The organism is Martelella sp. AMO21009, from assembly GCF_053484295.1.
On sequence record NZ_JBAKFR010000018.1, the window covers coordinates 67571 to 90032 of the forward strand.

The following is a 22462-nucleotide window of genomic DNA, read 5'->3' on the forward strand; positions in this document are numbered from 1 at the left end:
CGCCGCTGCGCGCAATCAAGCAAAACGGCGCGCCGCATGCCTCCTGAACCGGGGGCCGGCGCGGCGAAAATGCCAACCATACGGCGGGAGGCCGTATTGCAAAGAGAGGAGAAGACGATGGCTAGAATGTTAGGTGCGGCCATGGGCGCGATCATCGCCGCGGGGGTATTCGCCACCGCCGCCCAGGCTCAGGAAACGGTCACCTGGTGGGACTTTCTCAGCGGCGGCGACGGCGTTCGCATGAAGCAGCTGATCTCCGATTTCAATGCCGAGCATGAAGGCGAGATCACCATCGACGCGACCACGCTGGAATGGGGCACGCCGTTCTACTCGAAGGTGCGAACCTCCGCCGCGATCGGCGAAGGCCCCGATATCATGACCTATCACGCAAGCCGCATTCCGCTTGCCGTCAGCCAGGGCATTTTGCAGGAGATCACGCCGGCGGACTGGGAGACGATGGGCCTTTCCGAGGCCGATTATGCGCCGGCGACCTGGGACGCGGTGACGGTGGACGGCAAGCAGTACGCCGTGCCCTTCGATACCCATCCGATCGTGCTCTACTACAACAAGGACGCGCTCGCCGAAGCCGGTCTCCTGACCGAGGACGGCAAGCCGATGGGGCTTGATTCGCGCGAAGGCTTCGAGGCTACCTTGAAGGGTCTGAAGGAAGCGGGCGCGGAGTTTCCGCTCGCCTCGACCACCGCGGACGGCACCTTCATGTTCCGCACGATCTACTCCCTCATGGGCCAGCAGGACGGCGAGCTGATGTCCGACGGCGAATTCCTCGCCGGCGACAACGCCGAGAAGCTGCAAAACGCGCTGGCCGTGCTGCAGGGCTGGACCAATGATGGGCTTCAGACCACCTATACCGACTATCCCGCGACCGTGGCGCTGTTCACCTCCGGCGAATCGCCGCTGATGATCAACGGCGTGTGGGAAGTCCCGACCATGATCGACCTCAAGGACGAGGGCAAGCTGTTCGAATGGGGCGCTGTCGAGCTTCCGGTGATCTTCGACCACCCCGCCACCTATGCCGACAGCCATTCATTCGCCATCCCCGCCAATTCCGGCAAGGAGATGAGCGCGGAGAAGAAGGCGGCCGTCCTGGAAGTCATGTCATGGATGGCGAAGAACTCGCTGTTCTGGGCGACGGCGGGCCACATCCCGGCCTACGGTCCGGTCACGGAGTCGGCGGACTACCAGGGCATGCAGCCGAACGCCACCTATTCGAGCGTGACGGAAAACATGATCTTCGATCCCAAATCGCCGCTCGCCGGCGTGGCCGGGCCGATCTATGACGTCATGTCCACCTATTTCGTGCCGACGCTCAACGGCGAAATGGAGCCGGCCGAGGCCGTGGAGGAAATCAAATACGAGCTGAACGATCTGCAATGATCGCTGCGGGCCGCCGGCATCAACGCCGGCGGCCGTTTCGCATGGCAGTTCTACGATTTGAGGCCTCACAATGCTCCGCAACAAACGAAACGAAGCGATTGTCGCCCTGCTTCTGGTCGCCCCGTTCGTGGCCATTTACGGATTGATCTTCATCTATCCGACCATCCGGCTGCTCATCATCTCGTTTCAGGATGCGCCGCTGATCGGCAGCGGCGAATTTGTCGGCCTCGACAATTATACCCGGCTCTGGGGTGACCGGCGCTTCAACACGGCATTCTGGAACACCGCCTATTTCGTTGCCATCACCGTCATTCCCGGAACATTGGTCGCCTTCGCCATCGCACTCGGCATCAACCGGCTGAAGGGCAGGCTGCAGGCGCTGGTGCTGGCGATGTTCTTCCTGCCCTATATCCTGCCGGTATCGGTGGTCTATCTGATCTGGGACTGGACGCTGAACTTCCAGTTCGGCATCGCCATGTATATCTTCGATATTCTCGGAATCGATCGGGTGCCGGTGTTCAAATCCACGGTCTGGTTCATGCCGGCCGTTGGTCTCATCACGATATGGTGGACCGCCGGCTTCTCGATCTTGCTTTTCCTGTCGGGACTGCGCGCCATCCCGGCCGAGATCTACGAGGCTGCGGCGCTCGATAACGCATCGCGCCTGACAACCTTCCGGCAGCTGACCTGGCCGCTGATGTGGCCGGTCACGGCGCTGGTGCTGACGATCCAGCTGATCCTGCAATTGAAGATCTTCGACCAGGTCTACCTGTTTTCGGTCGGCGGCCGGCCGAACGACAATCTTGTGCTTGTCTATTACGTGTTCCAGCGAGCCTTCCAGTATGACCAGGGCGGCCGGGCCGCCGCCGCCGCCGTCGTCCTGTTCATCATCGTCATCGTGGTGTCGGTGCTGAACTTCCAGCTGACCAGGCTTTCGAAGGGGCGTGAATGATGAACGCAACAACCGCAAAACGCCTGAATGTCGCCGGCCTCCTGATTACGCTGCTGACGGTCGTGATCGCCGTCATATGGGCGTTTCCGCTCTATTGGGGGGTTATCTCGTCGCTGAAGCCGGAAGACGAGGTGGTGCGGCGCTATATCGAATTATGGCCGGAAACCCTGACCTTCTCGCATTATTATTTCGCGCTGACCCAGACCCAGATCGGCATCTGGTATCTGAATTCGATCGTCACCGCGCTTGCGATCACGGTGCTGACCGTCGGCTCCTCGATGTTCTGCGGCTATGCGATCTCGCAGCTTCAATTCCCGTTCCGGCGGGTTCTGTGGTGGCTGATCCTGGCGAGCTTCATGGTGCCGATGCAGGTGCTGATCGTGAACCATTTCGAGCTGATGGCCCGCTTCGGCCTGATCAACACCTGGGCCGGGATCGTTCTGCCGCAACTGATCCACCCGGTGGTGATCATCGTCTACAAGCAGTTCTTCGACAATGTGCCGAAGGATTTCCGCGAGGCGGCGGCGATGGACAACGCCTCCGAATGGCGCATTCTCACGCGCATCTACATGCCGATGAACTGGGGCGTCACCACCGCGCTTGCGATCGTCACCTTCATCTGGTCGTGGAATGCGTTTCTGTGGCCGTTCCTGGCGGTCACCCAGACGGAGATGATGACGATCACCGTCGGCATCACCCAGGTCAACGACGCCTTCGGCGTCTATTACGCCCGCGAACTCTCCGCCGCCGTGCTCGCCGGCCTGCCGGTCGCGGTCGCCTATCTGATCTTCCAGCGCAGGGTGACCCAGGCCATCACGCTTTCCGCAGGCATCAAGGGATAGCCCGTGCAAGGAGCCTTCGCTCGAACGAAAACGCCGCGGCATCCTGTCCGCGGCGTTTTCGTGAGGGGCCGAAGCGCTCCCGATATCGTCAATGAACGTGATAGGCGTTGCCGGCCTCATCGAAGAGGTGAAGCGCCGTTGCATCGAAGGCAAGTTGCACCTGATCGCCGGTCCTGGCTTCGGAGCGCCCGGTGTCGGTGGCGATCAGTTCCGTGCCGTCGGCAAGGGTGCAGTAAAGCAGCGTCCTTTCGCCGAGCCGCTCGACCACGCCGACCGTCGCCTTCGTGGTGGCCGCTTCGCCTTCCTCCGCCACCCGCACGGCTTCCGGGCGTATGCCCATCTCGTAGCGTCCGGCTTTCATTTCGGGAATGTCGATCTCAACCGTGGAGCCGTCCTCGAGACGCGCCGTGCGGTCGTCAGCTGAAAGATCAACATCGAGGAAATTCATGCCGGGCGAGCCGACAAAACCGGCCACGAAGCGCGAGGCCGGCCTGAGATAGATCTCCATCGGGGTGCCGATCTGTTCGATCCGGCAATTGTTGAGCACCACGATCCGGTCGGCCAGCGTCATCGCCTCGGTCTGGTCGTGGGTCACATAGATCATCGTCGCCTTCATGCGATTATGCAGGCGGGCAAGTTCGACGCGAGTCCGGACCCTGAGCGCCGCATCGAGGTTCGACAACGGTTCGTCGAACAGAAAGGCCTTGGGTTCCTTGACGATCGCCCGGCCGATCGCGACGCGCTGGCGCTGACCGCCGGAAAGCTGAGCGGGACGGCGCTCCAGCAGTTCCTCCATCTCCAGCATGCGGGCGGCTTCCTTGACCCGGGTCTCGATCTCATCCGCGCCCATGCGGATATTGCGCAGGCCGAAGGCCATGTTGTCGTGCACTGTCATATGCGGATAGAGCGCGTAGTTCTGGAACACCATCGCGACATTGCGCTGGCCGGGCGCCAGGTTTTCACTGCGAACCCCGTCGATCGTCAACGCCCCGTCATCGATGGTTTCAAGCCCCGCGATCATCCGCAAAAGCGTCGACTTCCCCGAACCCGACGGTCCAAGAAACACCATCAGTTCGCCGGATTCGACGGCGAGCGAGATATCGTTGATAACATTGACGTTCCCGAAGCTCTTCGAAACACTGTCGAGCTTGATTGGAGCCATCTTTTCCTCCCGAACGGCTTTTGAACCATTGTTTCCGGTCCAGACCAGAAGTCAAGATGTCATATGCCGTTCCGGGCGATCATTCACGCAAGCAGGCTGCCCGAGGGTCGCCCGCGCGGAACGATCGGTTGGGTAGACAGCAGGGCGCTCATTTCAGTCTGAAGAGAGGCGTCGACTGCGCGAGGGAGAGCAGCCCTTGCCGCGATGGCAAGGGATTGGGAGTGCGGCGGGGCCCCTTCGGTCAGGCCTCGTAGCCGTAGATTTCCTTGGCGCGTTCGGGCGTGAGGTATTCGTTCTTCAGGTCGCGTTCGATATCGGCGCGGCTGCGCTGGCTTGGGTCGCCGTAGCCGCCGCCATTGCCGGTGACGACGCGGATGATGTCGCCTTCGTTGACCGTGAGGTTGGTGGTAAAGGCGTGGCGGTCGCGGGAGCCGTCGCGGCGCAGCACCTCGACATAATTGACCGAGCCGTCGAGCCCGCCGGAGGCGCCCCAGGGCGGCATGCGCGAGCGGGTGTAGCCGACCGAGAGGAAATTGTTGTCGGCTCGCACGCGGTAATGCACCTCGATGCCCTTGCCGCCGCGCCACTGGCCCTCGCCGCCGGGTTCGGAATTCAGCGCCACCTGTTCGATCCCGAGCCCGTAGCGGGCCTCGGCAACCTCGGCCGGGCAGTTGAACGTTTCGCCGTGGAAGCCTGAGAACTGACCGGACACGCCGTCGGAACCTTCCCACGCGCCCCAGCCGCCGACCTGCGGCTCGACGATGGTGTAGTGGCGTCCGGTATCGGGATGCGGGCCGCCGATATTGGTGCCGCAGATCGAGGCGAAATTGCCGGCCGGAACCGAACCCGGAAAGTGCTCGGCCATGGCGCGCAGCAGCATGTCGAACAAGCGGATTTCGACCTCGGCATAATAGCCGAGCGCGCCGGGAGCCTCGACATGATAGATCGTGCCGGGTTTGGTCACGACCCTGAGCGGGCGGAAGAAGCCGCCATTGCCGGGCGCATCGGCATCGGTGAAGTCCTTGAAGGCGAGTTGCACGGCAATCTCCGTGCCCTCGCGCGAGCAGTTGAGCGAGCCGGACTGGGCCGGGTTGTCGGTGAGGTCGACGATGAATTCGTCGGCGGTCACCGTCAGCGTGACCTTGTGGACCACGCCGCTGTCCTGCTCCTCGGCGAAGCTGTAACTGCCCTGCGGAATGTTTGCGAGCGCTGCCCGGGCGCGGCGTTCGCCGAGGTCCATATAGTCGGTGACGGCCGCGGCGAAGGTGTCCGCGCCGTATTTTTCGACCAGTTCCAGCACCCGGCGCTCGCCGATGCGCAGACCCGCGATCGCGGCCCACAGATCGCCGTTCAGGTAGTCCGGCAGGCGGGAGTTGATCTTCATGATATCAAAGACGGCGGCATTCTCGACGCCGGCGGTAAACAGTTTCACCGCCGGAATGCGGATGCCTTCCTGGAAGATTTCCGTTGCCTCGGCGGACATCGAACCGGGCACATTGCCGCCGACATCGTTCCAGTGGGCGATATTGGCGACCCAGGCGACCATCACGCCATCATGAAACACGGGTGCTGCCAGCACCATGTCGTTCAGATGGGTGACGCCGCCGAAATAGGGGTCGTTCGAGGCGAACACATCGCCCTCGCGGATGTCTTCGAGCGGGAATTTGGCGAGAATGCCGGCGATTGCCTTGTCCAGCACGCCGATGAAGGCCGGAATGCCAGCGCCGGAGGCGGCGATCTGGCCCTCAGGGTTCAAGATCGAGGTGGAAAGGTCGAGCACCTCGTAGATGATCGCGCTCATCGAGGTCTTTACCTGGGCGTAGAACATCTCGTCGGCGATCGCTTCCAGGGCGTTCTGGATGATGTCGAAGGTGACGGGATCAAAGGTCTTGTCGGTCATGGCTCAGCCCCTCGTCTCGATATGCGTGTTGCCGAAATCGTCGATGAAGACGCGGTTGCCGGGATGGACGACGATGGTCGTGCCCGGATCCTCGATCACCGCCGGTCCGGTAAAGCGCATGCCAGGCTCGAATTTCGTGCTGTCATAGATGGTGGCCTCGTGCCGGCCTTCGGTGGCGTAGTCGACCATGCGCCGGCCCTTCACCGCGTCCTCCAGCTTCGCGCCGGTCTTCGGCAGCGCCACCAGTTCGAGCTTGCCGACCTCGGCGGCGGCGACCAGATGCAGGCCGATGATTTCGACGCCGGCTGCAAGGCGATAGGTATATTCGCGCTCATAGATCTCGTGGAACTCCGAGACCATCTTCGTCAGGGTTTCCTCGGTCACCGGGCTTGCGGGCACCGGCACCTCAACGGCGAATTCCTGGTTCTGGTAGCGGCAGCGCACCATCGGCTTCAGCGAAACCTTATCGGGGCCGAAGCCTTCGCGGGCATATTCGGCGCGCGCCCGCTCCATGGTGTGGGAAAGCAGGGCATCCAGGCCCTCGCGGTCGGCGCTGTCCATCAGCCGGGTGACGAAATAGTCGCGGCGCAGGTCCGACATCATCATCCCCCAGGCGGAGAACACCGGCGCGCCGCGCGGCACGACAACCTTCTTCACACCCAGCTCCTGGCCAAGCGCCACGCCATGCATCGGACCGCCGCCGCCGAAGACCACCAGGGTGAAATCGCGAGGGTCATAGCCGCGATTGACCGAAACCAGCTTCAGCGCATTGACCATGTTTGAATTGGCAATGCGGATGATGCCGCGCGCGACGTCCTCGGGCGAATTGCCCATGCTTTCGGCCAGTTTTCCAAGCGCGTTTTCCAGCGCCGGGATATCCGCCTCCACCGAACCGCCGCAGAAATAGTCCCTGTTGATCCGCCCGAGCGCCAGATTGGCGTCCGTCGTGGTCGCGTCCTCGCCGCCGCGGCCATAGGCGGCGGGGCCGGGGGTGGAGCCGGCCGAATGCGGGCCGACATGCAGCTTGCCAAAATCATCGACCCAGGCGATCGACCCGCCGCCATTGCCGATCTCGACCAGATCGACCACCGGCACCATGATCGGGTAACCGGCCGACTTGCCGTCGCGCTCGATCCAGTAATCGGTCTTGATTGTGACCTGGTTGTTTTCGATTAGCGAGCATTTGGCGGTGGTGCCGCCGATGTCGAGCGCCAGAATATTGGGTTCGCCGATGATCCGGCCAAGCTCGGCCGCCCCCCAGAAGCCGGAGGCCGGGCCGCTTTCGACCATTGTGATCGGCACGGCCTTGATCGCGTCGAGCGAATCGACGCCGCAATTCGACTGCATGATAAAAAGCTGTCCGGCATAGCCCTTGCCGGTGAGGCCGCTTTCCAGCTTCTCGAGATAGCGCTGGGCCTTCGGCTGGACATAGGCCGAGAGGATGGCGGTGTTGGTGCGCTCATATTCGCGCCATTCGCGGGTAATCTGATGCGAGGCGACGACCGTCACCTCGGGCCAGCGCGCCTCGACCTCGGCCTTCAGGCGGATTTCGTGTTCCGGATTGGCATAGGCATGCAGCAGGCTGATGGCGATCGCTTCAATGCCCTCGGCGCGGAACAGCTCCAGCGTCTCGTCGAGCGAGGAGAGGTCCAGCGGCGTGACCTCGTTGCCGTGATAATCCATCCGCTCGACGATCTCGCGGCGGAGGTAACGTTCGACGAAGGGAGCGGGCTTCTTGTATCTCAGATTGAAGAAGTCCGGCCGGTTGCCGCGTCCGATCTCGATGGAATCGCGAAAACCCTTGGTGGTGATCAGCCCGACCTTGGCGCCCTTGCGTTCGGTCAGTGCGTTGATGACGACGGTGGTGCCGTGGGCGAAGAAATCGACCGAGCCGACATCGACCTTGGCCTTTTCCAGAACGTTGAGAACGCCCTTTTCGAAATCCGGCGGCGTGGTGTCGGATTTTTCCGTGCGAACGGTCTGGACGCCGGTTTCAAGGTCGGTCTCGAAATAGACGAGGTCGGTGAAGGTGCCGCCGACATCGGTCGAGATGCGCGTGATTTTGTCAGTCATGGGAAGTCTCTGTGCAATGCGTGAAGGATGTCAGCGGCTGCGCCGGCCCGAAGCGGCAAGCGCGACCGCGACGACGATGATCACGCCGGTGGTGAGGTCCTTGAAGAAGGGGTTCACGTTGAGGATGTTGAAGCCGTTGCCGATCAGCGCCACCAGCAGCACGCCCGCGACCGAGCGCCAGATCGCGCCCGAACCGCCCATGATCGAGGTTCCGCCAAGGATTACCGCGGCGATCGCCTCGAACTCCATGCCGATGCCGGCCTGGGGCGAGGCCATGGAAATGCGCGACACCGCGATGACGCCGGCGAGACCGGCGGCCATGCCCGAGAGCGAGAAGGTGACGATCTTGATCAGATTGGTGCGGATGCCCGACAGGATCGCGGCCTCCTCATTGCCGCCGACGGCGAAGACGCGACGGCCGAATGTGGTGCGGTTCAAGAGCACCATGAAGATTACCATGAAGATGATCAGGACGATCACGGCGATGTTGACCATGCCGATGCGGCCGCGACCGATCCAGGAAAACTCGGCGATCCGGACCGGGATCAGCGCGCCGCCGGTGATCAGGATGGCGATGCCGCGATAGACGAGACTGGTGGCAAGCGTCACCAGGAAGGAGTGCACACCGAAGCCGGTGATGATCGCGCCATTGACCGTGCCGAGCGCAAGCCCGATCAGCGGACCGGCGACGATGGCGGTATAGGGATCAACATGAACGGCGATCCAGCCGGCGGCGACCGAGGCGACACCGAAGATCGCGCCGGTCGACAGGTCGAACCCGCCGCCGATGATGACCAGCGTCAGCGCGCAGGCAATGATGGCGAGCGGCGCCGACTGGTTGACGATGTTGAGCAGGTTACGAGCCGTCAGGAAACTGTCGGAAATCAGGCTGAGGCCGACCATCAGAATGACGATGATGGTGAGAACGCCGTATTCGCGGGCGAAATCGCCGGGCGTGATGGAAAAACGGCGGGCAGGTGTCTGAACGTCGCTCATGGTTGGGTGACCTCCTTGCCGCGGGAGACGGCGCCTTGTTCTTCAAAGATGCGGTGCAGTGCCTCATCGACCGTGGTGTCCCGGCAGTCGGTCTCCGCGAAGATGCGGCCGTCGCTCATAAGATAGCCGCGATGGGAGAGATTGATGACCTCCTCGAGTTCCGAGGAGATCAGAAGCACGGCCACGCCGTTTTCCGCCATTTCGATGATGAATTCGTGGATGCTCTGCCTGGCGCCGATATCGACGCCGCGGCTCGGCTCATCGAGGATCAGCAGGCGCGGCTTTTCCACCGCCCATTTCGACAACAGCACCTTCTGCTGGTTGCCGCCGGAGTAAAAGGCGACCTTGCCGTCGATGGCGGAGGGAACGATGCCGAAATGGACGATCATGCTTTGCGCCCGGCTGCGTTCCAGCCCGTGATTGATGAAGCCATGACGCGAGATGTTGCCGAGCGAGGCGAGCGAGATGTTGGGACGGGTGGTCTGGGTGAGCACAAGGCCCTGCTTGCGCCGGTCTTCCGGCACGAAGGCGATCCCCTGGGCGATGGCGCGCGGCACCTTGAGCCGGCGGTTTTGCGCGACGCCCTGAATGGCATAGCGGCCGGAGACGATCGGATCGGCGCCGAAGAGCGCGCGCGCGACCTCCGAGCGACCGGAGCCGACAAGGCCGATCAGGCCGACGATCTCGCCGGGAAAAATCTTCAGGGTGATATCGGAAAGGCCGGTGCTCGTAACGACATTCTCCATCTCGACGACCGGCGTCGCCTGTGCAGTGGGACGCGGCGGCAGGGTGGGCCAGCTGATCTCCGAGGCCTCGCCCAGCATGGAATCGACGAGACTGTTCTTGGTCTCGCCGGCGATGGCGTCGGTGCGGATCACCTTGCCGTCGCGCATGATGGTCACGCGGTCGCAATTGGCGAGGATATGATCGAGAAAATGGCTGACATAGATGACGGTGACGTCGCGCGCCCTCAGCCGCGCGATCAACTGGTGCAGGCGCTCGGCCTCGTCCTCGGTGAGCGAAGAGGTCGGCTCGTCCATGATGATCACCCGCGCATCACGGGCAATCGCGCGCATGATCTCGACCTTCTGGCGCTCGGCGATCCGCATATCGGCGATCCGGGTATGCGGGTCGAGGCCGAAATCGCAGGTCTCCTCCAGCGCGTGGAAGCGGGCGAGATCGCCTTTGCGCAGGAAGCCCGCGGTATTGCGTTCCAGCCCCAGGAACACGTTTTCCAGCACGGTGAGCTCGGGCACGAGCTGGAGCTCCTGATGGATCATGGCGATGCCGCGGCCAAGGGCATCGCGCGGCGAAAACCGGGTGACGGCGTCGCCGAACACCTCGACCGTGCCTTCATCCGCCGAATAATAGCCGCCGATGATCTTGCCGACCGACGATTTGCCGGCGCCGTTTTCGCCGACGAGCGCGTGCACCGAGCCTTTCTCGATGTCGATATTGATGTCGTTCAGGATGCGCATGCCGCCAAAGCTCTTGGCGACGCCCCGAAGCCGGATGGCGATATCGGTCATGGCTTTCCTTTCCATCTTCGGCGTGTCGAACGAAAACGCCGCAAGGACGCGCCGAGCAAGGCGGGGTTCCGGCGCGCGTCAGACCCGTGCGCCGGGGGCGGCTGTATCAGCCCTGCCATTCCGGCTCGAAATCGGGATTGGCCTCGAGCCACTCCTTGGTGACGATCTTCGGGGTCTGACGAAGGGAGTATTCGTCAATCCAGGTCGGGACCGTTTCGCCGTTCAGCGCCTTGACGATTGCGTCGAGCGCGGCTTCGCCCTCGGATTTCGGGAACTGCGCCAGTGTGCCGCTCCAGGTGCCGGCCTTGATGGCGTCGACGGCGATCTGGTTCAGCCCGCCGCCGATGGTGTAGAGCTCGGACATGTCGAGGCCTGCATCCTCAATCGCGATCTCCGCGCCCATCAGGTGCTGGTCGGCGTTGGAGAGAACGACGTCGATGTCCGGATGGGCCTGCAGAATGTCCTGCATGGCGACCATCGAGGTCTGGGGCGAGTAGTTGCCCTCGCCGGTGGCGACGATCTCGATATTGTCGTGCTCGCCGAGGATTTTCTTGTAGGTGTCGTTGCGCAGATTGTCGAAGGGGTAGATGAGCTGGCCGATCAGGACCACGACCTTGCAGGGGTCCTTGTCGACGCAGTAATCGACCACGGCATCGGCCTGCGCGGTTGCGCCGACCACCGGATCGGAGGCGACGGTGACGGTGAGGCCGGGCACCTGCGGCTCCATGTTCGACAGTTCGGGGCCGACCGGGAACAACGTCGTGCCGACCTTGACGCCGGCCTTGATGGCTTCTTCAAGGGCGGTCGCGATACCCACTGTGTCGTTCGGCGTTATGATGATCGCATCGAACTTGCCGCCGGCGGCGATATCCTCGACCTGCGAGAACTGCGCGGGGGCCGAAAACTCGCCGTCGAAGATCTGTGTCTTGACGTTGTCGTATTTGGCGGCCGCTTCTTCTATGCCATCATAGATCGCCTGGTTGAAGCCGTTCTGCGACGAGGCGGCGAGGAAGGCGATGTTGTAGTCCTCGGCCTCAGCGGCCAGCGGCGCGGCAAGCGCCGAGGAAAGGATCGCTGCTGTGAGTGCTGTTTTCATGGATCGGTTTCTCCGGGTTGAGATATTTTCATTTTGATTATGCGGCCCTTTGAGGGCCATTGCGCAGGACTCTCCGGTCCCTTGGACATCCTTGGTCGGGTTGTTTCCGTCATGTCGGATGAAATGTGGCCGTCTCGATGTCTTCAAGATGCAAAAGAAGAAATGCCATGGTGACAGCCGGCTGCCAGGCGAGGGCCCGGGCGACGGTTTCCGGCGCGAAATGGCCCTTCGGGCCCAGCATGTTGACCGTTCCGATCACGCGCCCATCGGCGACCGCCGGAAGGTTCATGTTGGATTCGAAGCCGAGATCGCGGATCTTTTCCCAGTCGAAGAAAACCTCGGCGATCTCTTCGATGCTGGTCGTGCTGAAATGCCGGTTGCCGGCAATCACCGTCTCGAAATAACGGTTTTTCTCGAGCGGCTTGAAGCCGCCGGGCTCATAAGCCTCGACATCCTCGGAAAATACCCGGCGCGAACGCATGCGCGGCAGATCGTAGATCGAAGCGGTGGTCAGACCCTCCCCGACATCTTCGTTCAGACCGTCGAGCAGATAGGCGAAAACCCGCCGCGCCGCGTCCGGCTGCCCCGCAAGGCGAAAGACTTCCTCCGTATCGCACGGCATCAGCTTTCTCCCTTCATGGCGGGCCCAAAGCGCTCCTGTCCGCTGCCGCCGCGCGATGACTTGAACGCTGCAAGCGCGATCAGAGCGGTTTTCATGCGGGCGGGTTTCATGTTGGCGCTGTCCGTTTCAGGTGGCAATCATCTTGGAACAGATCGTCACACTAATGCCGAAAATTTGTTATGTCGACAAAAAAAATTTAAAGCGCGTGATGGATTGTGTGCATGGAGTGTTGCATATTGGTAAAAACAACCGGAGAACGAAGCATCATGGTGAAGACATCGTTGGAGAACAGCGGGCTCCAGAGCCAGCAGGTCAGGCGCGGCGGCGGCGTGGCGCATGTCTATGAAACGCTGCGCAACGAAATCATCGAGCTGAAGCTCGCGCCCGGCAGCCCGATCGACGAGACCGAGCTTTCCGAGCGCTTTGCAATGTCGCGCACGCCCATCCGGGAGGCGCTCGTCCGGCTTGCGGCGGAAGGGTTGATCACCGCGCTGACCAACCGCACCACCATCGTTTCCAACATCGATTTCGTGCAGCTCGGCGCATTTTTCGACGCCCTGACACTGATGTACCGCGTCACCACGCGGCTTGCGGCGATCCATTACAATGAGGCCGATCTGGCCGGGATACGCGCCCACCAGAGCCGTTTTGCCGAAGCGGTCGAAGCCCGGGACGTGCTGGGCATGATCGCCGCCAACCGCGATTTTCACATCGCCATCGCCGAGGCCGGGCGCAACAAATACTACACCGACCTGTTCCGGCGCCTGCTTGATGACGGACGCCGGATTCTTCGCCTTTACTACCGTTCCTATGACGACGACCTCCCGCGCCAGTATGTGGCCGAGCACGAGCATATCGTCAGCGCCATGATCGCGCGCGACCAAGACGCATGCGACCTGCTTGCCGCGGCGCATGCCGACCAGATCGTGCGTCAGATCCGGGCTTATATCTCCGCGGATTCCCGCAGCGTTTCCTCAATCGCGCTCTAGGTTTCACGTGTTTGCCGAGGGATGGAAAGGCGCGCCATGCTTTTAAGTATTTTATTTGTCGACAAGACAAATTATCGGTGCTACTGAAATTGCAACCGACCGGCTCCGGGCCGCAGCGCCAGAGATTGCCAGCAGATTGCCCCGCCGAGACCGATTCCTTGTGCCTATGAAAGGACCCCAGATGAGCGACACCATTTTCACCGGCTGCATTCCGGCTTTGATGACCCCCTGCAAGGCTGACCGCACGCCGGATTTCGCAGCCCTTGCACGCAAGGGCCGGGAGCTTGTCGATGCCGGTATGTCGGCCGTCGTCTATTGCGGTTCGATGGGCGACTGGCCGCTTCTGACCGACGAGCAGCGCATGCAGGGCGTCGAGGCGCTGGTCGAGGCCGGCGTTCCGGTGATCGTGGGCACTGGCGCGATCAACACCAAATCCGCCGCCGCGATCACGGCCCACGCCGCCCGCGTCGGCGCAGCCGGCCTGATGGTCATTCCGCGCGTTCTCTCGCGCGGCAGCTCTGTGGCCGCGCAGAAGGCCCATTTCGCAGCCATTCTCGAAGCCGCGAACGGTCTGCCCGCCGTAATCTACAACAGCCCGCATTACGGCTTTGAAACCCGCGCCGACCTGTTCTTCGCCCTGCGCGCCGACTATCCCAACCTGATCGGCTTCAAGGAATTCGGCGGCGCGGCCTCCCTCTCCTACGCCGCCGAGCACATCACCTCCGGCAATGACGATCTGACCCTGATGGTCGGCGTCGATACCCAGGTCTTCCACGGTTTCGTCAAATGCGGCGCCACCGGCGCGATCACCGGCATCGGCAACGCGCTGCCGAAGGAGGTTCTGCATCTCGTTTCGCTCTGCAAGGCCGCAGCCAGGGGCGACAGCGAGGCCCGCGTCAAGGCGCGCGAACTCGAGGAAGCCCTGATGGTGCTGTCGAAATTCGACGAGGGCGTCGATCTCGTGCTGTTCTACAAATATCTGATGATGCTGAACGGCGACGAAGAATATAGCCTGCACTTCAACGAAACCGATGCGTTGACCGCGCCGCAGAAGGCCTTCGTCGAAGAACAGTACAAGCAGTTCAAGGCCTGGTACGCCAACTGGGCGGCCTGAAACCGGCGGAGCGGGCCTTGCCAGGGAGCAGCGAATGCATGTGATTGACAGCCATACCGCGGGCGAGCCGACGCGGGTCATCCTCGACGGCTTTCCCGATCTCGGCACGGGCCCGCTTTCCGAACGCGCGGCGCTGCTTGCGACGCGCTATTACGACGACTACCGCGCCGTGGTGCTGGAGCCGCGCGGCCAGGTCGCCATGGTCGGCGCGCTGCTGGTGCCGCCGGTGGACCCGACCTGCGTCACCGGCGTCATCTATTTCGATGTCGGCGCGGTTCTAGGCATGTGCGGCCATGGCACGATCGGCCTTGCCGTCACGCTCTACCACATGGGCCGGATCGGCACGGGGCGGCATCGCATCGAAACGCCGGCCGGCATCGTCACCGTCGATGTTGAGGACGAGAGCACGGTCACCGTCACCAATATCGAAAGCCGCCGGGTTGCGGCGGGCGTCATGGTCGAGGTACCGGATTTCGGCGTCCTCACCGGCGATGTCGCCTATGGCGGCAACTGGTTTTTCCTGGTCGATCCGAGCCCGATCCCGGTGGTCCCGGAGAATATCCGCGCGCTGACGGATCTCGCCGTCGCGACCCGGACCGCGCTCAACGCCGGCAAGATCGGCGGCGAGAATGGCGAGCCGGTCGACCATGTGATCTTCTACGGCCCCGCCGGCAATGCCGTGGCGCACAGCCGCAATTTCGTGCTCTGCCCGGACGATGCCTATGACCGCTCCCCCTGCGGGACCGGCTGTTCGGCGCGGCTCGCCTGCCTTGCGGCCGCCGGTCAGTTGGGCGAAGACCAGGAAATCGTGCAGGAAAGCATCATCGGTTCCACCTATACGCTATCCTACAAGGCGGGCGAGCGCGGCGGCGTGATTCCGTCGATCACCGGAAAGGCCTATGTCATGTCGGTGGCCGAACTGGTGTTCCACCCCGACGACCCCTTCCGCAACGGCATCATCCTCTGATCCGCGCCGCCGTCGCGGCATCGAGACGGAATGACAGAAGGCCGCCGCGTTTTCGGGAGCGGCCTTCAATGTTTCGTTGTGGTCGCAGATCTTGTGCCAAGAACCTACTTCGTCACCAGCCGGTAATAGACGAAGTCCGAGGTCGCGCCGTTGACGTAACCATCGACATCATCCTGCATGGCGACCTCGTAGGCGGCCTGGAACATGATGATGATCGGCGAGGTTTCCTGCACCTTCTTCTGCAGGTCGACATACATGTCGAGGCGCTTTTCCGGATCGGATTCCGAAAGCGCGGCCATGGTTTCCTTGTTCATCTCGTCCGGCACGGCCCAGGCATTCCGCCAGGTGGTGGTGGCCTGATAATTGTCGTCCGAATTGTCGGAATTGTAGGCGAAGGCCTTGGCGTTCGAATGCGGGTCCATGAAGTCCGGCCCCCAATAAAGCAGCATCGCCTCATGGGTGCGGTCGCGGTATTTGGTGATGACCTGCGCGCCGGTGCCCGGGATGATGTCGAAATTGATGCCGGCTTCGGCGAAGCTTGCCTGCAGCGACTGCGCCATGTCGGTGAACGGCGCCGCATTGATGACGTCGAGCGTCACGTCGATCGGCGTTTGGACGCCGGCATCGGCGAGGATCTGCTTGGCTTTTTCCGGATCGTAGGTGAAGGGCGTTTCGTCATAGGAGCCCGGAAAGCCCTTCGGCCAGAACGCCTGGTGAATTTCCATCTGACCCTTCAGGAAGCTGTCGGTCATGCCCTCGTAATTGACGAGGTAGCGCGCGGCCTCCCAGACGGCTTCGGGCTGCAACGCCTCGGTCTTCTGGTTGAAGGACAGGAAGTGGACGGCGGCCTGCGGGAAAGTCTCGACCTTGATGCCGTCGCCTTCGATGGAGGCGATCTGGTCCGGCGTCAAGTTGCGGGCGAGGTCGACATCGCCGGAGGTCAGCAGCAATTGCTGCGTCGCCGATTCGGCCACATGGCGGATGATCACCGATTCCATCGCCGGCGCGCCCTTGAAGTAATCCGGGTTGGCGGTCAGCCGGATCAGTTCGGCCGGACGGTAATCGGCAAGGCTGAAGGGGCCGGAGCCGGCGGTATTGGAGTTCAGCCAGGCATTGCCCATGTCGCCGTCGGTCTCGTGCGCCATCACTTCCTTCTCGTCGACGATCGAGGCCGGACGGGAGGCAAGCACGTTGAGCACGAAGGCGGAGGAGAAATCGCCGTCGTATTTGATGGTGACGGTGTTGCCGTCGACGGTCACCATGTCGTCGACATTTTCCGGCGTCCAGCCGAGCTGGGCGAGGATGAAGGCGGGCGTCAGGTTCAGCTTGATGACGCGGCCGAGTGAAAACGCCACATCCTCGGCACGGACAGGATTGCCGGAGGAGAAGGTGGCGTCGTCGCGCATCGTGAAGGTGATGGTCTTGGCCTCGTCATCGGCCGTCCATTCGCTGGCAAGACCGGCCGAAAGCACGGTCGGGTCCTCGGCATCATACTGCACCAGCCGGTCATAGGTGTTGGTGACGAGCTCGCCGGAGGTGAATTCGTAGGCCTGGGCGGAGTCGATCGCGACGATATCGTCGATATTCTGCGCCACGACCAGCATGTTTGCGGGCGTGTCGGCGAAGGCGGCGCCCGCGCTCATCGGCAGGGTCAGCGCGGCCGCGAGCAATGCGGCTTTGAAGAGTTTCATGGTCAGTTCTCCTCTTTCTGGTTCGGTTTCGCCGTCTGTGCGGCTGGTTTCGGGGCGGCATTGGAACGGAATAGCGCCAGCGTTCCCGCCCAGAGAAGCTTTGCCGGCCTGTCCGTATGGTTCGACCATGCATGCGGCTGGCTGCCGCGAAAATGCAGGCTGTCGCCCGCGGACATGATCATTTCCTCATTATCGACGCGCTGGGTGATCGATCCCTCCAGCACGTAGATGATTTCCTCGCCCTCGTGGCTGACGAGTTCCGAGCGGTAACCGGGCGGCACCGTCATCACGAAGGAGGAGAGCGTATTGCCGGGAAAATCGGACCCGAGACGCTCATAGATCACCGAGGAGCCGTCGACCGAGAATTTGGTGCGTTCGCCCTCTCTTGTCAGCGCGTCGCGCGGCGTCGGCGCGGCGATGAAATAATCGATGCCGACGCCGAGCGCCCGGGCAATCTGCGCCAGCGTACCGAGTGAGGGCACGGCCTGATCGCGTTCGACCTGGCTCAGATAGCCGACGGAGACCCCCGATGCCTGGCTGAGCGCCGTCAGCGTCATCTGCATTTGCTGCCGGCGGGCCCGGATAATCGATCCGACCCGGGGTTGTGACATGTCCCGCATGGCGGCGAGCGTTTCGCGCATATTTCATCCCGATCAAAATTTTTTTGATCTAAGCAAAAATACTTGTATTATCCAAGCGAAAATATTCATCGCGCCGCGCCTTGCGGCGGCAGAGCCTCCCGCCAGACAAGGGAAAGACCCGAATTGAGTTTTGAGCCAGCCGGCCCGACAGACGAAACCATGCCCGTGGCCGGACCGTCGCGCATCAGGCGCAGCGGACGCATGCTGGGGGCGATCGCCTCTGTGCTGGTCACCATCGCGTTCACCTTTCTCGGCCTCCTCGCCATCACCTTCTTCATCGGCCGGGTGATCCCGATCGATCCGGTGCTTGCGGTCGTCGGCGATCGCGCGACGCCGGAGGTCTATGAGGCCGCCCGCGTGCAGATGGGGCTCGACCAGCCGCTGCCGGTGCAGTTCTTCCGTTATGTCGTCAATGTGCTGTCGGGCGATTTCGGGCGCTCGGTCTCCACCGGTCGGCTGGTCTCCGACGATCTCGCCCGCTTCTTTCCGGCGACGCTGGAAATGGCGACGATCGGCATCATCATCGGCGTCGTGCTCGGCGTGCCGATGGGCGTCTATGCGGCCGCCCATCGCGGCCGCCCGCTCGATCAGGTCATCCGCGTCATCGGCATGCTCGGCTATTCGGTGCCCGCCTTCTGGCTCGGCCTTGTCGGCCTTGCGCTGTTTTATGCCCGCTTCGGCCTCGTCGGCGGGCCAGGCCGGCTCGATATCTTCTATGACGGGTTGGTGCCGTCGGTGACCGGGCTTATTCTGGTGGACAGCCTGATTGCCGGCGATACCGATATCTTCTTCAACGCCGTCTCCCACATCATCCTGCCGGCCTCGGTGCTGGGCTTCTTCAGCCTTGCCTATATCGCCCGCATGACCCGCTCCTTCATGCTCGACCAGCTCGGCCAGGATTTCGTCACCACCGCCCGGGTCAAGGGCGTCGCCGAATGGCTGGTGATCTGGCGTCATGCCTTCCGACCGATCCTGGTGCCGCTGATCACCGTGATCGGCCTCTCCTTCGCCGGTCTGCTCGAGGGCTCGGTGATGATCGAGACGGTGTTTTCCTGGCCCGGCATCGGCAATTACCTGACGACCGCGCTTTTGAACGCCGACATGAACGCCGTGCTCGGCGCGACGCTGGTTGTCGGCGCGGTGTTCATCCTGATCAACAAACTCTCAGACGTGCTCTACCGCGTCATCGACCCGAGGGCCCGCCGATGACCACACGCGACTGGCTTCTCGCCGATTCCCCGACATCGCTCATGCAGGCGCGGCTTGGCGCATCCTATCGCGCCGGTCTTGCGCTGCTCGGCAATCCGCTTGCAGCAATCGGGCTTGCGATCGTGCTGCTGCTGATTGTCATGGCGATCTTCGCCCCGTGGCTGGCGCCCTATTCGCCCTTCGGGCAGGCGCTTGGCGAACGGCTGCAACCGCCGAGCATGGAGCACTGGATGGGCACGGATGAACTCGGCCGCGACATTCTCTCCCGCGTCATCTACGGCGCGCGGATCACGCTGATGATCGTGCTTTTGGTGGCCGTCATCTCCGCGCCCATCGGCCTTCTCGCCGGCGCTGTCTCGGCCTATTTCGGCGGCTGGACCGACCGGATCATGATGGGCATCACCGATGTGTTCCTGTCGATGCCGAAGCTGATCCTTGCGCTTGCCTTCGTCGCCGCCCTTGGCCCCGGCATCGAGAACGCGATCATCGCCATCGCGATCACCGCCTGGCCGGCCTATGCCCGTATCGCCCGCGCCGAAACCATGACCTTCCGCAACTCCGAATTCATTGATGCCGTCCGGATGCAGGGCGCATCTCCGGCGCGGATCATCTTCCGTCACATCCTGCCGCTCTGCACATCCTCGATGATCATCCGCGTCACGCTCGACATGGCCGGAATCATCCTGACGGCGGCGGGCCTCGGCTTCATCGGCCTTGGCGCGCAGCCGCCGCTGCCGGAATGGGGCGCGATGATCTCGCGCGGGCGCGCCTTCATCCTCGACCAGTGGTGGGTAGCGACCATGCCGGGCTTTGCAATCCTCGTCGTCAGCCTCGGCTTCTGCTTCCTCGGCGACGGGTTGCGCGACGTGCTCGACCCGAAACAGGGGGCCGGACGATGACTGCGCTCCTTGATATCCAGAACCTTCGCGTGTCCTTCCCGACCCACAAGGGCCGCGTCGAGGTGGTGAAGGGGCTGTCCTTCACGCTCGGCCGCGAACGTCTGGGCATCGTCGGCGAATCCGGCTCCGGCAAGTCGATGACCGGCCGCTCGATCCTGAAACTGATCGCCCCGCCGGGTCGCGTGACCGCCGACCGGCTCGATTTCGACCGCATCGACATTCTGTCGCAGTCCTCGCGCCAGATGCGGAAAATCCGCGGGGCGCGCATCTCGATGGTGATGCAGGACCCGAAATTCTCGCTCAATCCGGTACTGACCATCGGCGCCCAGATCGGCGAGGCGCTGGCCGCGCATTTCTCGCTGTCGCGCCGCGATATCCGCGAACGCAGCATCGCCATGCTGGAATCCGTCCGGATCGATGACCCCGAGCGGGTGATGGGCCTTTATCCGCACGAGATTTCCGGCGGCATGGGCCAGCGGGTGATGATCGCGATGATGCTGATCCCCGAACCGGACCTCTTGATCGCCGATGAGCCGACCTCCGCCCTCGACGTTTCGGTGCAGGGCCAGGTGCTCGACATCATGGACCGGCTGGTGCGCGACAAGGGTATGGGCCTGATCCTGATCAGCCACGATCTCGATCTCGTTTCGCGCTATTGCGACCGCATTCTGGTGATGCGCTCCGGCGAAATCGTTGAGGCATGCGTGGCCTCCGAACTGTCGAAAGCAAGCCATCCCTATACGCGCGGGCTCCTGGCGGCGATGCCGCGCATGGACGAGGACCGCGATTTCCTGCCGGTGCTGGAACGGGGAGACACGTGATGACCGCGCTTTCCCTGAACAATGTCGATATTTCCTATGGCGACACCAAGGTCGTCTTCGGCGCCGGCCTCGACGTGGCCGAGGGCGAAAGCTTCGCTCTCGTCGGCGAGAGCGGCTCGGGCAAATCGACCATCCTGCGCGCGATCGCCGGTCTCGCGCCGGACTGGAGCGGCGAAATTTCCGTTCTCGGCAAACCGCGCGGCAAGAAACTCGACAAGGATTTCGCCCGCATCTGCCAGATGGTGTTTCAGGACCCCTATGGCTCGATCCATCCGCGCAAGACGATCGATGCCACGCTCTCCGAACCGCTCGCCGTCCACGGCATCGGCAATCGCGCCGAGCGGGTGGAGGCGATGCTGGCGGCCGTCGGCCTCGACCGCCGCTTCCGGTTCCGTTTTCCGCACCAGCTTTCCGGCGGCCAGCGCCAGCGTGTGGCAATCGCCCGCGCCCTGATGCTGGAGCCGAAAATTCTGCTCCTCGACGAGCCGACTTCGGCGCTCGACGTTTCGGTGCAGGCCGAAATCCTCAACCTGCTCAAACGGCTGCGCGCCGAGCAGAACCTCACCTTTTTGCTCGTCACCCACAACCTGCCCGTGGTCTCGTTTCTCTGCGACCGGCTGGCGGTGATGCGGCGCGGACAGATCGTCGAGATCGCCGGCGTCGACAAGCTCAAGACCGGCACGCTGACCCACCCCTACGCCCGCGAGCTCTATGCGGCGAGCGGCGGACATACCGAAGGACATTGACATGAACACCGAAACGGCGCTCGCCCGCTTTGCCACCGACATTGCGGCCGTAACCACGGCCGACGCCGCTTTCGAAGCGCTTCAGGCGCTGACCGAGGCCACCGTCGGCATCAAGCTGTTCACGGTGATGACGGTGGATATGGAGGCGGGCCTTGCGCGCCGCGCCTATACCAGCGACCCCAAATCCTATCCGGCGACCGGCACAAAGCCGATCCACCGCGATGCCTGGTTCGACATCGTCCACATCGAACGCCGCCCCTTCGTCGCCAACACGATCGAGGACATCGCCAAGGTGTTTCCGGATTACGCGTTGATCGATTCACTCGGCTGCCAGTCGGTCGTCAACCTGCCGGTGATTCTCGGCGGCGAGCTCGTCGCGACAGTCAACATGCTGCACGAGACGGATCACTACACACCGGAACGCGTTGCCGCGATCGTGCGCGATCTCACCATCCCCGCCCAGCTCTGCCTGAGTATTGCCCGAGGTTGAAGCGGCCTCTCTTTACGCAGGCTTCGCAATGCTCTTGCGTCGGACAAGCGAACACGGAAGCCGGATGATGCCCTTGTCGACCGGCTCGTTCCGGGTCAGCCGCAGCATCGCCAGGCCGGCGCGGTGGCCGATTTCAGCATCGCCGGTCAGGAGATCTGCGCCAGCGTCGAGCCCGAGGAAAGCCTGCGGGCCGGCACCACCGTGCCGCTTTCCTTCAACTTCAACCGCATGCACCTGTTTGATCTCGAAACCGAACAGGCGCTTGCCATTCACTAGAGCATCAGGCGCGATGAATGAATCGTATGGGATTCCGTTTTGGTGTGATTTG

The 22462-nt window shown here is 62.7% G+C and carries 20 protein-coding genes and 1 pseudogene; 11 read left to right on the top strand and 10 right to left on the bottom strand.

What is annotated here, in order from left to right; genetic code table 11:
• Positions 1–117 precede the first annotated feature (117 nt).
• From V6766_RS17660 to V6766_RS17670, 3 genes are all read left to right on the top strand, one after another.
• Positions 118–1395: an extracellular solute-binding protein gene (locus V6766_RS17660; protein ID WP_448468712.1), complete on the top strand. Its 1278-nt coding sequence runs from the start codon at positions 118–120 to the stop codon at positions 1393–1395.
• A gap of 70 nt (positions 1396–1465) precedes the next feature.
• Entirely contained in the window at positions 1466–2347 is an 882-nt protein-coding gene (locus V6766_RS17665) for a carbohydrate ABC transporter permease (protein WP_448432356.1), read from the top strand.
• Positions 2347–3189, top strand: coding sequence for a carbohydrate ABC transporter permease (locus V6766_RS17670; protein WP_448432470.1), 843 nt, complete (start codon positions 2347–2349; stop codon positions 3187–3189). Before V6766_RS17665 ends, V6766_RS17670 begins: the two co-directional genes overlap by 1 nt.
• 88 nt (positions 3190–3277) lie before the next feature.
• Here V6766_RS17670 and V6766_RS17675 read toward each other — a convergent pair whose 3' ends face one another.
• The 7 genes from V6766_RS17675 to V6766_RS17705 all read right to left on the bottom strand — a co-directional run bounded on the left by V6766_RS17675 (position 3278) and on the right by V6766_RS17705 (position 12567).
• Positions 3278–4351, bottom strand: a complete 1074-nt coding sequence (locus V6766_RS17675; protein WP_448468714.1) for an ABC transporter ATP-binding protein — start codon at positions 4349–4351, stop codon at positions 3278–3280.
• 241 nt (positions 4352–4592) lie between these two features.
• Positions 4593–6251: a hydantoinase B/oxoprolinase family protein gene (locus V6766_RS17680; RefSeq protein WP_448468716.1), complete on the bottom strand. Its 1659-nt coding sequence runs from the start codon at positions 6249–6251 to the stop codon at positions 4593–4595.
• Positions 6252–6254: 3 nt separating this feature from the next.
• Positions 6255–8324 carry a hydantoinase/oxoprolinase family protein gene (locus V6766_RS17685; protein ID WP_448468718.1) on the bottom strand — a complete coding sequence of 690 codons (2070 nt, stop codon included), beginning with the start codon at positions 8322–8324 and terminating at the stop codon, positions 6255–6257.
• 30 nt (positions 8325–8354) lie between these two features.
• Positions 8355–9320, bottom strand: a complete 966-nt coding sequence (locus tag V6766_RS17690; protein ID WP_448468720.1) for an ABC transporter permease — start codon at positions 9318–9320, stop codon at positions 8355–8357.
• Positions 9317–10849, bottom strand: a complete 1533-nt coding sequence (locus tag V6766_RS17695; RefSeq protein ID WP_448468722.1) for a sugar ABC transporter ATP-binding protein — start codon at positions 10847–10849, stop codon at positions 9317–9319. The genes V6766_RS17690 and V6766_RS17695 overlap by 4 nt, the downstream gene beginning before the upstream one ends.
• Positions 10850–10955: 106 nt before the next feature.
• Positions 10956–11945 carry a sugar ABC transporter substrate-binding protein gene (locus tag V6766_RS17700; protein ID WP_448468724.1) on the bottom strand — a complete coding sequence of 330 codons (990 nt, stop codon included), beginning with the start codon at positions 11943–11945 and terminating at the stop codon, positions 10956–10958.
• A gap of 109 nt (positions 11946–12054) precedes the next feature.
• Positions 12055–12567 (bottom strand): hypothetical protein, encoded by a 513-nt coding sequence (locus V6766_RS17705; protein ID WP_448468726.1) that lies wholly within the window; start codon positions 12565–12567, stop codon positions 12055–12057.
• Between the two features lie 266 nt (positions 12568–12833).
• Here V6766_RS17705 and V6766_RS17710 point away from each other — a divergent pair, with 266 nt between their 5' ends.
• The 3 genes from V6766_RS17710 to V6766_RS17720 all read left to right on the top strand — a co-directional run bounded on the left by V6766_RS17710 (position 12834) and on the right by V6766_RS17720 (position 15637).
• Positions 12834–13556, top strand: a complete 723-nt coding sequence (locus V6766_RS17710) for a GntR family transcriptional regulator (RefSeq protein ID WP_448468728.1) — start codon at positions 12834–12836, stop codon at positions 13554–13556.
• A 181-nt stretch (positions 13557–13737) separates the two neighbouring features.
• Positions 13738–14670 (top strand): dihydrodipicolinate synthase family protein, encoded by a 933-nt coding sequence (locus tag V6766_RS17715; RefSeq protein WP_448468730.1) that lies wholly within the window; start codon positions 13738–13740, stop codon positions 14668–14670.
• A gap of 34 nt (positions 14671–14704) precedes the next feature.
• Positions 14705–15637, top strand: a complete 933-nt coding sequence (locus tag V6766_RS17720) for a 4-hydroxyproline epimerase (protein WP_448468732.1) — start codon at positions 14705–14707, stop codon at positions 15635–15637.
• 104 nt (positions 15638–15741) lie between these two features.
• On the opposite strand, the gene V6766_RS17725 is transcribed toward V6766_RS17720, so the two are convergent.
• Complete coding sequence (locus tag V6766_RS17725; RefSeq protein ID WP_448468734.1) at positions 15742–17328, bottom strand: ABC transporter substrate-binding protein; 1587 nt, start codon at positions 17326–17328, stop codon at positions 15742–15744.
• A gap of 2 nt (positions 17329–17330) precedes the next feature.
• A complete protein-coding gene (locus V6766_RS17730) occupies positions 17331–17969 on the bottom strand; it encodes a helix-turn-helix domain-containing protein (protein WP_448468736.1) in 639 nt (212 codons plus the stop codon).
• A gap of 123 nt (positions 17970–18092) precedes the next feature.
• Between V6766_RS17730 and V6766_RS17735 the strand changes: the two genes are divergently transcribed.
• The 5 genes from V6766_RS17735 to V6766_RS17755 are packed head-to-tail and all read left to right on the top strand — an operon-like array spanning position 18093 to position 22134.
• Positions 18093–19178, top strand: coding sequence for an ABC transporter permease (locus V6766_RS17735; protein WP_448468738.1), 1086 nt, complete (start codon positions 18093–18095; stop codon positions 19176–19178).
• Positions 19175–20077 (top strand): ABC transporter permease, encoded by a 903-nt coding sequence (locus tag V6766_RS17740; RefSeq protein WP_448468740.1) that lies wholly within the window; start codon positions 19175–19177, stop codon positions 20075–20077. Before V6766_RS17735 ends, V6766_RS17740 begins: the two co-directional genes overlap by 4 nt.
• Positions 20074–20898: an ABC transporter ATP-binding protein gene (locus V6766_RS17745; protein WP_448468742.1), complete on the top strand. Its 825-nt coding sequence runs from the start codon at positions 20074–20076 to the stop codon at positions 20896–20898. The genes V6766_RS17740 and V6766_RS17745 overlap by 4 nt, the downstream gene beginning before the upstream one ends.
• Entirely contained in the window at positions 20898–21644 is a 747-nt protein-coding gene (locus tag V6766_RS17750; RefSeq protein WP_448468744.1) for an ABC transporter ATP-binding protein, read from the top strand. The genes V6766_RS17745 and V6766_RS17750 overlap by 1 nt, the downstream gene beginning before the upstream one ends.
• A gap of 1 nt (position 21645) precedes the next feature.
• Positions 21646–22134, top strand: coding sequence for a GAF domain-containing protein (locus V6766_RS17755; protein ID WP_448468746.1), 489 nt, complete (start codon positions 21646–21648; stop codon positions 22132–22134).
• Between the two features lie 12 nt (positions 22135–22146).
• On the opposite strand, the pseudogene V6766_RS17760 reads toward V6766_RS17755, so the two are convergent.
• Positions 22147–22462, bottom strand: a pseudogene (locus V6766_RS17760) (hypothetical protein); the annotation flags it as partial.

Excerpts from the sequence above, each read along its gene's own strand:
- V6766_RS17755 (WP_448468746.1), top strand. The coding sequence starts at position 21,646 with ATGAACACCGAAACGGCGCTCGCCCGCTTTGCCACCGACATTGCGGCC.
- V6766_RS17675 (WP_448468714.1), bottom strand. The coding sequence starts at position 4,351 with ATGGCTCCAATCAAGCTCGACAGTGTTTCGAAGAGCTTCGGGAACGTC.
- V6766_RS17670 (WP_448432470.1), top strand. The coding sequence starts at position 2,347 with ATGAACGCAACAACCGCAAAACGCCTGAATGTCGCCGGCCTCCTGATT.
- V6766_RS17750 (WP_448468744.1), top strand. The coding sequence starts at position 20,898 with ATGACCGCGCTTTCCCTGAACAATGTCGATATTTCCTATGGCGACACC.
- V6766_RS17715 (WP_448468730.1), top strand. The coding sequence starts at position 13,738 with ATGAGCGACACCATTTTCACCGGCTGCATTCCGGCTTTGATGACCCCC.
- V6766_RS17700 (WP_448468724.1), bottom strand. The coding sequence starts at position 11,945 with ATGAAAACAGCACTCACAGCAGCGATCCTTTCCTCGGCGCTTGCCGCG.
- V6766_RS17710 (WP_448468728.1), top strand. The coding sequence starts at position 12,834 with ATGGTGAAGACATCGTTGGAGAACAGCGGGCTCCAGAGCCAGCAGGTC.
- V6766_RS17665 (WP_448432356.1), top strand. The coding sequence starts at position 1,466 with ATGCTCCGCAACAAACGAAACGAAGCGATTGTCGCCCTGCTTCTGGTC.
- V6766_RS17740 (WP_448468740.1), top strand. The coding sequence starts at position 19,175 with ATGACCACACGCGACTGGCTTCTCGCCGATTCCCCGACATCGCTCATG.
- V6766_RS17690 (WP_448468720.1), bottom strand. The coding sequence starts at position 9,320 with ATGAGCGACGTTCAGACACCTGCCCGCCGTTTTTCCATCACGCCCGGC.
- V6766_RS17725 (WP_448468734.1), bottom strand. The coding sequence starts at position 17,328 with ATGAAACTCTTCAAAGCCGCATTGCTCGCGGCCGCGCTGACCCTGCCG.
- V6766_RS17685 (WP_448468718.1), bottom strand. The coding sequence starts at position 8,324 with ATGACTGACAAAATCACGCGCATCTCGACCGATGTCGGCGGCACCTTC.
- V6766_RS17730 (WP_448468736.1), bottom strand. The coding sequence starts at position 17,969 with ATGCGCGAAACGCTCGCCGCCATGCGGGACATGTCACAACCCCGGGTC.
- V6766_RS17680 (WP_448468716.1), bottom strand. The coding sequence starts at position 6,251 with ATGACCGACAAGACCTTTGATCCCGTCACCTTCGACATCATCCAGAAC.
- V6766_RS17660 (WP_448468712.1), top strand. The coding sequence starts at position 118 with ATGGCTAGAATGTTAGGTGCGGCCATGGGCGCGATCATCGCCGCGGGG.
- V6766_RS17695 (WP_448468722.1), bottom strand. The coding sequence starts at position 10,849 with ATGACCGATATCGCCATCCGGCTTCGGGGCGTCGCCAAGAGCTTTGGC.
- V6766_RS17720 (WP_448468732.1), top strand. The coding sequence starts at position 14,705 with ATGCATGTGATTGACAGCCATACCGCGGGCGAGCCGACGCGGGTCATC.
- V6766_RS17745 (WP_448468742.1), top strand. The coding sequence starts at position 20,074 with ATGACTGCGCTCCTTGATATCCAGAACCTTCGCGTGTCCTTCCCGACC.
- V6766_RS17705 (WP_448468726.1), bottom strand. The coding sequence starts at position 12,567 with ATGCCGTGCGATACGGAGGAAGTCTTTCGCCTTGCGGGGCAGCCGGAC.